Annotated in this window: 6 protein-coding genes; 4 read left to right on the forward strand and 2 right to left on the reverse strand. The window is 66.4% G+C overall.

Annotated elements, in window-relative coordinates; genetic code table 11:
- Positions 1 to 64: 64 nt before the first annotated feature.
- The gene (locus OH768_RS47125) at positions 65 to 2,473 is read right to left on the reverse strand and encodes a tetratricopeptide repeat protein (RefSeq protein ID WP_406463149.1); all 2,409 of its coding nucleotides are present in this window, start codon (positions 2,471 to 2,473) and stop codon (positions 65 to 67) included.
- 206 nt (positions 2,474 to 2,679) lie between these two features.
- Here OH768_RS47125 and OH768_RS47130 point away from each other — a divergent pair, with 206 nt between their 5' ends.
- The gene (locus OH768_RS47130) at positions 2,680 to 5,829 is read left to right on the forward strand and encodes a BTAD domain-containing putative transcriptional regulator (protein ID WP_406463150.1); all 3,150 of its coding nucleotides are present in this window, start codon (positions 2,680 to 2,682) and stop codon (positions 5,827 to 5,829) included.
- Positions 5,830 to 5,918: 89 nt separating this feature from the next.
- On the opposite strand, the gene OH768_RS47135 is transcribed toward OH768_RS47130, so the two are convergent.
- A complete protein-coding gene (locus OH768_RS47135) occupies positions 5,919 to 6,368 on the reverse strand; it encodes a hypothetical protein (RefSeq protein ID WP_406463151.1) in 450 nt (149 codons plus the stop codon).
- A 1,058-nt stretch (positions 6,369 to 7,426) separates the two neighbouring features.
- On the opposite strand from OH768_RS47135, the gene OH768_RS47140 reads away from it, so the two are divergent.
- Genes OH768_RS47140 through OH768_RS47150 form a run of 3 tightly spaced genes read left to right on the forward strand, consistent with a single transcriptional unit; the run spans position 7,427 to position 14,530 of the window.
- The gene (locus tag OH768_RS47140; RefSeq protein WP_406463153.1) at positions 7,427 to 8,980 is read left to right on the forward strand and encodes a TIGR02677 family protein; all 1,554 of its coding nucleotides are present in this window, start codon (positions 7,427 to 7,429) and stop codon (positions 8,978 to 8,980) included.
- Entirely contained in the window at positions 8,977 to 10,257 is a 1,281-nt protein-coding gene (locus OH768_RS47145; RefSeq protein WP_406463154.1) for a TIGR02678 family protein, read from the forward strand. The genes OH768_RS47140 and OH768_RS47145 overlap by 4 nt, the downstream gene beginning before the upstream one ends.
- On the forward strand, positions 10,241 to 14,530 hold the full coding sequence (locus OH768_RS47150; RefSeq protein WP_406463156.1) for a TIGR02680 family protein: 4,290 nt from the start codon (positions 10,241 to 10,243) through the stop codon (positions 14,528 to 14,530). Before OH768_RS47145 ends, OH768_RS47150 begins: the two co-directional genes overlap by 17 nt.
- Positions 14,531 to 14,584 lie beyond the last annotated feature (54 nt).

Below are 14,584 nucleotides of genomic sequence, written 5' to 3' on the forward strand. Positions count from 1 at the left end.
TGCTGACTCCTCGTGAGCACGGCTGGGTGGCTTCTCTCTGGCATGCTTGGGCGGCTGCGGGTGTTCAAGCCGGTGCCGGAGGCTCACGCAGGCTGCTGATCCGGTCGAGCAGCCGACGGGTGTCCCTGGGACTGATGGAGGCGTAGACGGCAAGCGACCGCTCGAGCCATGCCCGGGCGGTTGCCTGCGCACCACGGTCCAGCGCCGTCAGCCCAAGCATTTCCATGGTGCGGCCCTGCCAGTGGACGGATCCGATCGAGCGGAATTCGTCCAGGGCTGCTTCGAGGTGTGATTCGGCAGCGGTGAAGTTTCCACGCGCAGCTTGGGCGCGCCCGAGGAAGGCCAGCGCCCGTGCCGCGTCGTGAGGGTCTGGTAAGGCCGCCAGTTCACGATGCGCTGTGGTGAGCTCGGTGACGGCTTGGTCCGAGCGGCCCTGAGCAATCGCGATCTCGCCCAGGCACACCCGAGTGAGTGCGGCGCCTCGTACGTACCCGATGGCCTCGCGTCGAGTCAGAGCGCGAGTGAAGAAGGACGTGGCCTCGGACAGGTGCCCCAGCATGTGATGGGCCCGGCCGATGCCGTGCAACGACTGTGCCTCGGCCTTTCGGTCCTGATCCGCGCGGGCGTGGTCGAGGGCCTCGGCGTACCATGCCAGTGCTTCTTCGGGCTGGCCGGAGTTGAGGAGTGCGCCGCCGCCGCTCGTCAGCATGCGGCTCAGCGCGCCCGGGCGCCCGTCCCGGCGGGCTGCGGCCAGTCCCTTGTGGTGGGCTTCGAGCCACAGATCGTACGGGCGCAGTCGGTGCCATAGAGGCCACAGCGCGTCCGCCAACTGCCAGACGGCGGCGTGCCAGTCGTTGTCGGCGGCGGTCCTCAGGGCCGTTGCCAGCTGGCCCTGTTCTCTGCTGAGCCAGTCCAGCGCAGCGTTGGGGTCGTCGAAGGAGAGCGGTGGCGGCGTACCTCGGGGATATTCGCGGGGCAGGTTGCGGTGGCTGGGGGTGAGCAAGGCCTCCGCGGCAGTGGCGGTGGCCAGATACCAGCCGACGGCGCGTCGAGTCCCGTCCAACGTCGCGACGGACTGGTCCTGGGAGGCCCGTTGGGCGGCATGCAGGCGGACCAGTTCATGGAACCGGAAGCGGTTCGCTCCCAGGTCTTCCAAGAGGTTGACCTCGATCAGTCCGTCGGCCACAGCCTCCGCCTGTCGGATCGGCAGGTCACAGGCGGCGGCGATCACCTCGGTTCCAAAGACGGCGAACGGCAGGCCGCCCAGGCAACGGTATCCGTGGGCCATGTCCGGTGGGAGCGAGGCGTACGACTCGTCGAGAGCGGCTTGTACCGCCGAGTGGCCGTCTGCGTGGAGTGCTGCCAGCCGGCCGCCCTCGCGGTTTAGTGCGTCCACCAGGGAGGCGACGGTCCGTCGGGGCCGCGCCGCCATCCGGGCACCAGCTAGACAGAGCGCGAGAGGCAGCCCCGCACACAACTCGGCGACGGCGGTGACGGCGTCACGTTCGTGCTCTGCACGGTGGTCGCCGATCCTGCCGACGAGTAATTGCACGGCAGCGGCCGGCTCCAGGAGACCGAGTTCGTGGAAGGCCGCGCCGTCGGCAAGCAGACCGCTGAGCTTACGGCGGCTCGCGACCACGGACAGACTGCCGGACCCACTCGGCAGCAACGGCCGTACCTGCGCCGCGCTTACCGCGTTGTCCAACATCACCGCGATCCGCAGGTCGCCCGCGACCGAGCGCCACAGTGCCGTCTGCTCGGCCTGGTCGGACGGCAGGTCGGTAAAGCCGTAAGCACGCAGGAACTGGCCGAGGGCTTCCTGCGGCGGGACCGGTGTACCGGTTGCAGTGACACCTAGGTCGGCGTAGAGCTGGCCATCGGGAAAATCGTCGCGTAGTTGACGCAGCCAGTGCGAGACGAATGTCGTCTTTCCCACCCCAGCGGGTCCACTGACCACCACGAGATGGGTGCTGTGAAGGGAGTTCAGCGCGGTGATGTCCTTTTCGCGGTCGACGAAACGATTCGGCACCGGAGGGAGTTGGCGAGGCACCGGGAGAGGGCGAAGTGGTCCACGAGTGGTGAGGTGGACACCTCCGGAGATGGTGTGAGCCTGGATGCTCGGTCCGTCGATCCGGGCCGACCCGCCTATCGTGTTGGAGTGATCCGGCGTGGCGTCGCTGTGCGCGTGGATGCCGCGCCCGGTGGGGCCCGAACGGGTCACTACCGTGTCCTGAGCTGCCATCCAGTGATGCAGTCGCGCGGTCACTTCGGGCTGTCCGTGTGCCGCGTCTAACAGCGACCCAGCCAGCGCCCCGGCCAGCGCGCGATCGGCGGGTGCTGCCTCCAGTGCCGCCAGGGCTCGGTCGACAGCGCTGTCGGGCTCGGATCTTGCTCCGAGGGCTGTGACAGCCTCTCGCGGATCGGCGCAAACGAGTAGCGCGGCGGCTAGCAGCGCGACCGTCACCTCAACCATCGATCGCCCCCGTCAGTCGGCCCAGGCTTGAAGGTCCGCACCCGGATGGCCTGTTGGATACCCGGCACCTGGCTTCTTAAGACCGTTCGCGCAGATAAAGAAAGCGTTTTCAGTCATTTAAGGACGCTCCTGTTGACCGAAGTTGACAATATGTCACCCTATTTTGAACGGCACCTTTGTGCGCTGCTGGCGAGGGGAGAGCGCTGGTGGACTGCAGGATTCTCGGCCCTGTCGAGATCGGCCACGATCGTCGTGTTCTGGCACTCGGTTCCACCAAGGAAGCCCTGCTTCTTGCGGCGCTGGCTTACGACGTGGGTCGGCCGGTCGGCCTGGACACCCTGGTCCGCCGAGTGTGGGACGGTGACCCTCCGGGCAACCCGCTGAACAGCCTGTACGCCAATGCGACCCGATTGCGTAGACATATGGAGGAGGTCCTGGCGGGCGACGGAACGGTTCCCACGATCAAAAGACGGTCGCACACCTACACACTGGAGGCAGCTCCCGAGGCCGTTGACTGGCACCGCTTCCAACGGCTGGTGGGCGAGGCGCGTGCGCTCTCGGAGGATGAAGACGACCCTGACCTCCATCAGGCACTCGACCTTTTCCAACAGGCGGAAGCACTCTGGCGGGGAGAGGCACTCGCCGGACTGGGCGGTCTGTGGGCCGAGGGGCTCAGGACCACGTTGCGGGGAAAGCGTGTCGAGGCCGCCGTCGCAAGGATCGCCCTCGAACTCAGGTTGGGGCACTTCGCCGACGTCATGGGAGAACTGACGGAACTCGTGGCCCGGCGTCCCACTGACGAGATCCTCGTCGGACAACTCATGATCGCTCGTCACGGACGTGGTCTGCATGCCGATGCGCTACGGCTCTACGCGGACCTGCGTCGGCGTCTGCGCGAGGAACTCGGCTCCCAGCCCGGACCCGAGCTGGCGGGAATTCATGAACTGATCTTGTCGCACGCTCCTGTCAGCGCCCTGCTCCCTAGGGGGCGACGCCCGGTCGACCGCACCCCAGCCCCGCAGGTTCTGCCCCAACATGCCCAACTCGTAGGGCGGGAAGACGAGATGGGCACGCTGATGGACCGGATTGACAGGTCCGCCTCCGGCTCTGCATCGACGGTCACCGTCGCAGCCATCTCCGGCATGGCCGGCGTAGGCAAGTCACTCATGGCCTGGACCGCGGCAGAACGGCTCGCTGGTCGATTCCCCGACGGTCAGATCAGTCTGGATCTGCGTACCCACGGAACGGCCCAGGAGCCAGTAACGCCGCAGTCTGCCTTGACACAACTGCTCCGCACCTTGGGCACCTTGCAGAGGCCCTTACCGGGCAGCTTGGAGGAGTTGACCGCCCTCTGGTACGGAACGTTACGCCAGCGTCGCGTGGTCGTCGTCCTCGACGACGCATCGAGCCCGGAGCAGATCAGACCGCTCCTGCCGCCGAGCTCGCCCTCGCTGTTTCTGATCACCAGCCGTCGTCGTCTTTCCGGCCTGCCCGGTGCGTTTCCGATCGTTCTCGACGTGCTCCCGCAGCACGACGCCGCCGTGCTGTTTCGGCGGATGATCGAGGACGACCGCGCCGACCATCCCGAAGAAGTCGAGAAGATCGTCTCCTTGTGTGGGCAGCTTCCACTTGCTGTGGAGATCGCTGCAAGTCGGTTAAATTCACGTCCCAGTTGGAGTCTGCAGTATCTGATCGAGCGCCTGTCGCGTGAGCATGCGCGTATCGAGGAACTGCATGACACCGACCGTGAGATAGCGGGCGTCTTCCGTCTCTCCTACGCAACCCTGGGCATTGAGGACCGTACTGTCTTCCGGATGCTGCGCTTGCATCTCGCGCCGGAATTCGGTCCGCACAGTGCCGGCGCGCTCATCGGTCTTCCGTTGTTTCGCGTCGAACGGGCCATGGATGCTCTGGTGGATGCCCATTTGCTGCAGGCCCCTGCGGCGGAGCGGTACCGCTACCACGACCTCCTCGGCGATTTCGCGGAGGGCCTCGGATCTGCCGAGGACTCGGCAGCGGACCGGAGCGCCGCGCTGCGCCGCCTCGTCGACTTCTACATCGTGGCCGTCGACGCTGCCGATCGCCTGATCCGTCCTGAACGCTCCCGACTCGACCTGATCGACACCGGCACGGACACGGGCGGCCTCCCTTCGTGGCGGGATGCCGCGGACGCAGAGAACTGGCTCATGACGGAACACCTCGAACTCATCAATGTCGCCCGCTACGCTCGTCACCACGGAATGTTTCGGCAGGCCGCAGTCCTTGGTCATGTCATGGCGGGGTTTCTCGGCGCCGGTGGATTCTGGGCCGAGGCCGAGCGGATTCACCGGCACGCCGTCCACTACTGGCACGAGACCGGTGAACAGGCGGCCGAGGTCCGGGCCCGCATCGACCTTGGGACCGTATACAGCAGCTCGGGCCATTACGAGCGGGCGATGGCCGCGCTCAGCTCCGCAGCCGCTATAGCCGCGGACGCCGGCGACGTTGACGCGGAGCTGGAAGCCCTGCATCAACTGGCCACCGTTCACTGGCACCAGGGCCGACTCGACGCCGCTCGCGCGGTCCAGCGTGACGTACTCGCCGTGAGAGAGAAGCAGGGCGACCGGCGTCAAGTCGCCCGTTGCCTGAACAATCTCGGCATTACCTCCCTCTATCTGGGCCAGTACGGCATGGCACGGATTGCACTGAGCGAGGCATTGCGAGAATTTCGGGCGATCGGTGACGGAGTGGACCAGCGACGTACTTTGAACAACCTCGCCGATCTCAACGTTCGTGTCGGAGAGAAAGAGGCTGCGCGTCAGATCCTGAAGGAGGCCCGGAATATCAGTCCTTTGAATGTCAACAAGTCTGATCTCGCGGTTATCGATATCACGCTGGCCGGCGCACTGCCCATTCCGGGACAATCGGACGAAGCTCTGCGTCTTCTGAGGGATGCGCTCGAATCATTCCGTGAGCTCGGCGATCTGCGGAACCAGGTCATCTGTCTGAACGAGACAGGCAGGGTTCACCGCGAATCTGGTCACGCGGACGATGCGGTGAGGCTGCACGTCAGCGCGCTTGACCTCGCTCGATCCATCGGCGCAATGATGGAGGAGGCGCAGTCCCTGCTTCTCCTCGGAACAGCGGAGCGTGTGCTCGGCCAATACAGGTCGGCCATCGGGCATCTGGATTCTGCGCGCGTACTTGCCCAGAGCATCCACCTTCTTCCCGAAGAGTCGGAGGCGGCCGCAGAACTCGTGCGTGCCCGAGCTGGAATGGCAACTGGGCTGGGAGAGCAACGTCCTGACGCGAGACACACGCCGCCGACACGGCGGATGAGGCTGGGCGGTGAAGGGGAACCAGGAGCAGTCGGGTGAACGCCCGCCCAGTAGCAGGTTTCCTGCCTCTGATGGTTGGGATGTCCAGCGAGGACACGTCAAAGTCTGCGTGCGGGCCGCCCCGGTGTTCAGACTGTTCGGTCCGGAGGAGTGCGTCCGGGGGTACCGATCGTCAGACTCGTGAAGGTGTGGCCCTGGATCACCGGACCTTGCTGTGTGCCGCCAGTGATGCTGTTCTGAACAGTGCCCGGTGATATGGGTGGGACTGTTGGGGCGAACTCGTCGACGAGACGCCGGAGTTCGTCTGCCGCGCCGGGCTCCTGTTCCAGGAGGCGGCGCAGTTGGAGGCGTAACGCCGCTGTCAGGTCGGCCGTGAGGGTCTCCTCGTCGGTGGTTCCGGCCACCGCGATCAGGGAGGCGCGGGACTCGGTCAGCTCCGCGACCACGGTGTCGGTCTCGCGGCCGCGCGCGAGGAGACGCGTCATGTGCTGCTTCGCGCCTTCCCATGCGTCGGTGGCCATGAGGCCGACCATCGTGGTCGCGCCGGTTCCGATCAGCGTCACCAGTTCTGCTTCCACAGGCTCCCTCGCTCCTTCCGGGCTGCGACCTACTGGGGGTCGGCTGTCCCCACGGTATGCCGCGATCCGAAGCCGGTGTGCCAGGACTCATTCCTCGGGCCGGACCGCTGGTCTAGGCGGCAGGATCAAGATCCGTGATCTTCCCGGAGCCACTTGCAGCTCGGAGACCAAATCGACTCCATCGGCCGGCACGCGGCGGCTCGAGTCCCACCCCTCCAGTCGCTCCTACTCGTCCTGTACCTGCCGAGAATGCTGGCCGTGCTTGAGGCAGTAGCGGCCGTCAGCAGTGACCACCGGATGTACCGGCTCCGCGCCAAAGGAGTCGTGTTCTGTGAGCTTGCGCCAGGACCCCGAGGCCTGGACTCCGTTCGTGCCGTGCGCGACGGAACGTGCGCGCCGCCTCATTCCCCAGACCGGCGAATTAGGACGGCGAGCTGGGCCTGAACGGAAGTGTTGGTCAGTTGACAGCATGGGACGCAGGCTGACGGACGGTACTGACAAAGGGTTTGAGGCGCGCTGCCTCCGCGCCTGATGTCTGGTCAGCAAGGGGCGTGCCGTGGCTAGAACAGGGAATCGGTGGAGGGAATGTCCCAGCGGGTCCGGGGAGTAGACGGCCTCCCCGTCGTGGTCATGGCCGCCGTCGGACCATCCCCGCCCCTGTCTCGCCCGACACAATGCTCACCCTGAGACACGTCACCGTTCTGTCGCTCCGCGGCCCGGATCGCCAAGGACCAGCGCTGTTCCTCTCCCGAGGGCTTCGCGATCTTGACCCTGTGTTCAGCGTTTGGCCCGGGCGCTGGGCCGAGGGAACCGGTCCCGGGACGAGGGGTGTCGATAGTCAATCCGCGATACGTGCTTGCGGCTGTCGTCTTGAAATTGAACGCTCAACCGTCCGTCGCCGATGGAGGGAACTGCCTCTGTAGTGAAGCCGGGCCCGATCCTGGTGTGTTCACCACGAACGCGCACTTTCGATGAAAGAAGGACTGTAGCGCAGGGGGTGTCTGGCAGTATCTGAGGGACTCGATGCGCTTTGTGACGTGGGGGCGGGGGTGGCGCACGTGGCCGCGTTCGGCGGACGTATGGAGATCGTGGCTTACCTCAACCACGAGAAGGCGCTGTTCTACCGCCTGGTCCTGGACGTGCTGCTGGAGGAGGAGGCCCGACTCGGCGTCCATCTCAGTACGGAGCAGATACGACAGCGGGTACAGGACGAGCTCGTCGGTGAACCGGAACTGCTGGAGACGCTTCCGGCGGTCGAGAGGCTGCTCGAGGACTTGTATGACTGGCGGAACGTGGACCGGATTCAGAACACCCGGTACACCACCACGCCCGAGGAGTACCTTCAGCGGGACTTCCTGTACCAGCTGACCTCGGCCGGCGCTCGGGTCCATCGTGAGATGACCCGGATCGACGAGGACATGTCTCATGCGGGGTCGCTGCAGACTTCGATGCTTCCGGAGATTCTCGAATCCCTCGCGGCATTGTTGCGTGCCATTCGCGAGGAGGATGGCGACCTCAGCAGCGCGCTCGGCGCTTTCCGGCGCACGACGGAGGGATTCGCGCAGCTGTCGGAGGATGCCAAGCTCTTCGTCCAGGGTCTCAACGGCTCGCTGGCTTCGAAGGAGATCCGAGATCCCGAAGTGTTCATCGCTTACAAGAATGTCGTGGTGGGGTATCTGCAGTCCTTCACCGTCGTCCTTCACGAGAGTGCTGCCCCGATCGCGAAGCTGATCATCGGGCTGGAGCAGGCGGGGCTCCTGACCCGGTTCACCGAGCTGGCGGCGCTGGAGGCCGCGCCGGTCCTGGGCGTCAGCCATGAGGAGGTCGTCGTCCGCGAGGCAGAGCGGATGGGGGAGATGTGGGAGGGCTTGCGCCGCTGGTTCGTGGCCGCCGGAGACCGCCCGCCCGTCGCCGAGTTGCTGCTCGACCGGGCTTCCGACGCGATCGCCTTCATCGTCATGACCGTCGGGCACATCAACGACCAACGGTTCCGGCGAGCCAGCCGGACGGCGGACCTGGTGGCCCTGGCCGGCTGGTTCGAAGGGTTCGACATGATCGGCGGCGGGCGCGCGACCATCGCCTTGTGGCGTACGGCTTTCGGCGCCTACTCGTCCCGGCACCTCGGCCATCCCGCTGTGTACGAGGATGACGACGATCCCCGGCCGGAGATCGGCTGGTGGCAGAGCGAACCGGCTCCGGTGTCGGCGGAGCTGCGCGCGCGGGGGCCCCGGGCACACACGGGATCCCCGCCGCGCATTCGCGACCCGCGCCGAGCCAAGAGTCTGCTGGCAGCCCGGCAGAAGCAGGAACACGCCACCGTGGAAGCCGCTGAACGGTCGCTGGCGGACAGAGGGCCTGTACGGCTGTCCGAGCTCGGCCGGCTGGATTCTGCCGAGGCCGAGGTGTTCCTGACCTGCCTCGGACTCGTCCTGTCGGCGCGGGCGCGAAGCGGGGGTGTCCGGCGCACCCGTACCCCTGACGGCCGTCTGCTGATCACGTTGCGTCCTGCGGTGGACAGGACGGCCGCCGCCGCTGTGGAACTGCGGGGCGGTGTGGTGAGCACGCGGGACTTCGAGTTGACGCTGCTGGTGGAGGAGCGTGGGCGCCGGTGAAGGGCTGGACCGGACAGGAAGGCCACGAATGCCGCGAGGTGGTCCGGGCCCTGCTGCGCACTCCCGTGCTCCGGCGTGAGGGTCGGCACAGACGGCTGGTGGATCAGGCCCGCCGGCACGAGGAGCAGCTGCGCATCTGGTTCGACCGGCAGTTGGGATGGCCGCTTGTGGTCGAGCGTGACGTGATACGGCTGCTCAAGATCCCTGAGGATCCCGGTCGCATTCCCGATCCGGCCGTTCCCAGTTCACGGCAGTGCGCCCTGTACTGCCTGCTGCTGGCGGTCCTGGCCGACTGCGACCGGCAGACGGTGATCAGTGAGCTCGCCGAACGTGTCACTGCCCTCACGACCGCGCACCGCGGTCTGCGCAGGTTCGACGCCACCTCGACCCGGGAGCGCCGTGATCTGGTCGCGGCGCTCCGGCTCCTCGCTGCGGGTGGTGTGCTCCGGTCTCCCCGGGATGCGGGCGTCACCGCCGACTCCGAACAGGCTTACGTCGCGGGCCTCGGAAACGCCATCTACGACGTCGACCACCGCCTGGCCACGGCCGCCGTCGTCTGTCCGGTCCCGCCCAGCCAGGCGCACGGCCCGGAAACGCTGCTGCGCGTCACCGAGGGCGAGATCGGGGGTGGCACCAGGACCGACACCGAACTTCGGCAGGCACTCATGCGCCGTCTGGTCGACGACCCGGTCGTCTATCTGGAAGACCTGCCGCCGGACCAACGGGAGTACCTGTCGGTTCACCGGGAGGAACTGACGGCGGAGCTCGTCCTCGGACTCGACACCCGGGTGGAGGTGAGGGCCCAGGGCCTTGCGATCGTCGACTCTCGCTTCTCCGACATCGAATTCCCGGCGGCCAGCGCCGTCTCGATGGCGGCGCTCGCACTGGCCGACCTGCTGGCCGGAGAAGCAGATCCGGCGCAGACGGACAGCTTCGTGGTGGAGCACGACCGACTCTTCGAGCTGGCGAGTCTCGTGGCGAAGCGGATTTGCCGCGTCGTGCCGAACCTCGAACGCAAACCCGTGGACGGCTCTGTTGTGCTGAAGCATTCCGTGCCCGTGCTGATGCAGTTCGGACTTGTCGATCCTCATGAGGACGGCATACTCGTCCGCCCTGCTCTCGCACGCTACCGCGACCCTTCCGGACGCGGGGTCCGTGTCACCGGGCAGGCATTGCTGCTCTTCGGCCAGGATCTCGACGCGTCGCCCCGCCAGGACAAGCCGCAAGCTCGTCCCACGTCGATCTCGGAAGGCCGGGCCGATGGCATCGTCGACTGACCGAACCCCGACGCCCGCTCTTCAGCGCATACTCGACGGGGAGCTACCGGTACCGGAACGGGAACGGTTCCAGCAGCTGCGCCTGGGTCTCATCGGGATGTGGGAGTACGAGGAACAGGAGTTCGTCTCCTACCGCAACGGGCTGATCCTGCGCGGACGCAACGGCGCCGGCAAGACCAAGGTGATGGAGGTCACCAGCCCGCTGCTGCTGGACGCGCGGCTGACCGCTCGGCGGCTGGACCCGTTCGGCTCGACCGCACGACCGATGCGGGACAACCTGCTGCACCGGGGGCGCGGCCACCGCGTCGGGTACACCTGGTGCGAGTACGGACGCGTGACCGAGGACGGCAGCTACGAATTCATCACCGTCGGTATCGGGATGAGAGGCAGTACGTCTGCCAAGGGAGGCGTCCACAAACCCTGGTTCTTCGTCACTGCCAAGCGGATCGGCGAGGACTTCAACCTGCTGGACGAACGGAGACAGCCGTATTTGCGCAAGCAATTGGCGGCGCGGCTCGATCCCGGCGACGTCTTCGAGGAGCGGCGCGCGTACCGGACAGCTGTCGCGGAGCGCCTGTTCGGCTTCGGCGTCGGGAAACTGGCGGCTCTGGTGGAGCTCCTGCTGGTCCTGCGCAAGCCGAAGCTGAGCGAGAACTTCAACGGCGAGCGGCTCAGCCGGATGCTGACCAACGGTCTGCCACCGGTCAGCACGGCATTGTTGGACGGTTTGGCCGTCCGCTTCGACCAGCTGGCCCGTGACCGCGCCGACCTGGAGCAGCAGGAGCGGCATCAACTCGGCATGTCCACCTTTCTGTCGGTGTACTCCCGCTACGCGCGCCGGTGGACCAGGAACATTGCCGAGCGGTTGACCGAGGCGGACGCTCAGCTCACCGAGGCACAACGCGGTCGTGAGGAGGCTGTTGAGAAGACCGACGGGGCCAAGAAAAGGCTGGAGGAGGGGAAGAAGGCGCGCCGATACTTCCTCGAAGAACGCGAGACGCTCCGGATCGCCGTTGAGGAACTTCGTGCCGACCCGCTGATGGACCAGCACGAACTCCTCAAAAAGCTTCAGGAACAGGCTGAAGAGGCGGAAGAAAAGCTCCCCGGGTTTCTGGAGCGTCTGGATACTGCAGTAACCGCTACGGGCAAGGCGGAAGGTGAGGCCACCGAGCAGACCCGGCTTCTCGAAGGAGCTGCCGCTGTTCTCCTGGCCGCCGAAGAGAAGGCGTTGGTACAGGCTGCCAGGACCCGCATCGGGGATGCTCACATCGAACTCGCCGCTGCCGTCCGCGAGGACCCCGAGCGGACGGAGAAGATGCTCCTGGGCCATGTGGAAGCCCGCGCGAACGTTCTCCGGCGTGCGGTTGACCTGGCCAAGACGACGCAGGACGCCAAAGCCGTACGCGATCAAGCAGACGAGGTCCTCCAGAGGGCATTGGGGCTGTGTGAAACGGCGAAGCGGGCCGTGGACGACCGAGGGCAACAACTCGCCGACGGGATGGACGAGTTGCGCATCAGACTCGTCGACTGGAGTGAGCGATGCCAGGAGTTGCGATTGAGCGACGTTGAACTGGAAGCACTCCAGTCACTGGTGCCGACCTTCGGCCTCAAGGGCGCCACCACCCTCTCCCAGGAGGTGGAGAGCCTTTCCCGCCCCCGAGGGGCCCTGCTTGTCCAGCAGGCATCCGACCTGGTCGCCGAACTCCGTGGTCTCCAGGAGAAAAGAGACAAGACGGCCGCCCTGCGGTCGAGTGTCGCCGACGAGAAGGATCCCCTGCCTGCGGCCCCGGTGCATCAGCGGCGAGATCGGAGCAGTGCTGCCGATGGTGCTCCACTGTGGCGGCTGCTCGACTTCGCACCGGGCGTCGACGACACGACCCGAGCGGGCCTGGAAGCCGCCCTGCTCGGTTCGGGAGTGCTCGACGCATGGCTCACCCCCGAGGGATCTCTGCTGGACGGAGACACGCTCGACAGCCTCCTGGTCGCCGACCGGGAACCGGTTCTCGGCCGATCTCTCGCCGACGTTCTGCACGCGGTCGATCACGAGATGGTCCCGTCGCGAGTGACCACGAGCCTCCTGGCCGCTGTCGCGCTCGCCCCCGCCGAGACGGAGCACCATCCGGGTGACTGGGTGTCGACCGACGGCTCGTGGCGCATCGGCCCGATCCACGGCCGTACCACGGTCACGCAGGCTGCCTACATCGGTGCCGCCGCCCGCCAAGCCGAGCGCCGCCGTCGGCTGAAGGCGCTGGACGATCAGCTTGTCGAACTGGACGGCCGGATCGTACGGCTCAATGAGCGGCACCAGCGCCTCACCGAGCGGCAGGGCGACCTGCGGGCCGAGTGCGAAGAGGCTGCTGCCTTCGACCAGCCAGTGCGTGACTGCCAGTTGAGTCTTGCGCAGGCCAGGAGCCTGTTCCAGACGTACGTCCTGGCAAGCCAGGAGGCCAAGGCCACGCTGGACGAGCGAGAGATCACTTGGAAGGAGGCGCGCGCGGAGCTTGAGCGATACGCCAGGCAACGCGCGACCGCCACTGGGCTGGAGGCGCTTGCCCAGGAGCAGCGGGTACTCGCGGAATACGGGTCGAGTCTCGGCGATCTCTTCCGACGGCTGGGCACCTGGTCGAGCCGGGTGGAGCAACGCAACGGTGCCGACGCACTGTTGACCACCTGTCGAGGACATCAGAAGCTGGCCGAGACCGACGTGGACAGTGCCGCGCGCGATGCGAAGAGAAAGCGCCAACAACACGATGTGCGCCGCAGCGCTGTCGGGGCCGATGTCGACGACGTGTTGAAGAGACTCGGTGTCGCCCAGGCCGGCCTCAAGAAGAACGAGGCCATGGAGGAGAAGAGCCTCGCTGCCTTGGAGGGGCTGGTCAAGGAGGAGACTCGCGCCCAATCCGCTTGCACGCAGGCCCGTGAACTCGTGGGGCAACGAGAACTCGTCCTGGAGGAGCGACGAGGACAGTACCGGGAGCTCGACCGGCTCGGGCTCCTCGCGCTGGTCTCCGGAGACGAGACAGATGCCGACACTCTCGACGCGGTCGCCGCCGCACAGGCATTGATCCGGCAACTCGTCGACGATCCTTCGGATCCGCACGCCCTCGACCAAGCACGCGATGACGTGGACCGCGCCCGGCAGGTCCTTGAGGAAGTACTGGCAGGTCCGGACTGGAAGGTACGGGCCGGAAACGAGAACCGCCTCGTCTCTGTCCGTTTGTTCCACAACGGTCAACACCTCACTGTCGCTGAAGGACTCGCGATCGTGCAGAGAGAGGTCCACGAACGGAACCGCCTGCTCGACGCGAATGAACACGACCTGTTCACAGAGGTCTTGCTCGGACAAGTGGGCGACCATCTACGCCGTCGCCGTGCCCGGGCCAAGGCGCTCATCGAAGAGATGAACAGACTTCTCGCACTGCGCCGCACGGCCTCCGGGCACGTCATGCGCCTGGTGTGGGAGCCGGACCCCGGCAAGGGCGAAGAGACCCGGGAAGCCCTGGCGACACTGGACCGGCAGGCCAGCAGGTTCCTGCCCGACGAGGCCCGTGAGCACTTGATCGCTTTCCTCGGCCGCCAGATAGCCGTGGCCAGGGAGGCGGAGGGCGGAATGGACTGGAAGAGCCACCTGCGCATCGCCCTCGACTACCGGACCTGGAGCCGGATCCGTGTCCAATACAAGACCGGCCCGCAGCAGAGATGGACCGACATCGACGCTGGCATGCACGGCAAGGGGTCCGGCGGTGAGAAGGCCGTCATGCTGCAACTCCCGCTCTTCGCCGCCGCGGCGGCCCACTACGCGGGAGCCGCACGGACCGCTCCACGCCCGGTCTACCTGGACGAGGCGTTCGCCGGAATCGACGCCGAGATGCGAGGCGAGTGCATGGGACTACTCGTCCAACTCGACCTCGACTTCGTCATGGCGAGCCACGACGAATGGGGTTTCTACGAAGAAGTCCCTGGCGTGGCCACCTACCAGCTGTTCCGCGACCCACAGGTGGAGGGCGTACTCACCACCCCCATCGTCTGGGACGGCGCCGAGCGGCACCTCATGCTCGACCCGGCGCTGCTCGGCGGCAGCGGCCTCGATTTCGACGCCGACGATCAGCTCGGCGACGACGAACATGCTGACGACGAAATCGACATCGACGAAGAAATGGACGAAGGACGGGACGACGAGCCCGAGGCCGAGGAGGAGTACGAGGAAAGGGACGTGGACGCCACCACCCATGGCCGGGCCGGTGGGCTGCTGGATGACCTGGACCTCGACTGACATGGGACATCGCGTCGCCCTTCACCCTGATCTCGCGCAGTGGGTGGTCAGCCC

Origin of the sequence: Streptomyces sp. NBC_01622 (genome assembly GCF_045209635.1) — a bacterium.
Lineage (GTDB): Bacteria > Actinomycetota > Actinomycetes > Streptomycetales > Streptomycetaceae > Streptomyces.

What these genes read in the sequence shown, in the direction of transcription:
- OH768_RS47125 (WP_406463149.1), bottom strand. Translation starts at nt 2,473, where the DNA reads ATGGTTGAGGTGACGGTCGCGCTGCTAGCCGCCGCGCTACTCGTTTGC.
- OH768_RS47150 (WP_406463156.1), top strand. Translation starts at nt 10,241, where the DNA reads ATGGCATCGTCGACTGACCGAACCCCGACGCCCGCTCTTCAGCGCATA.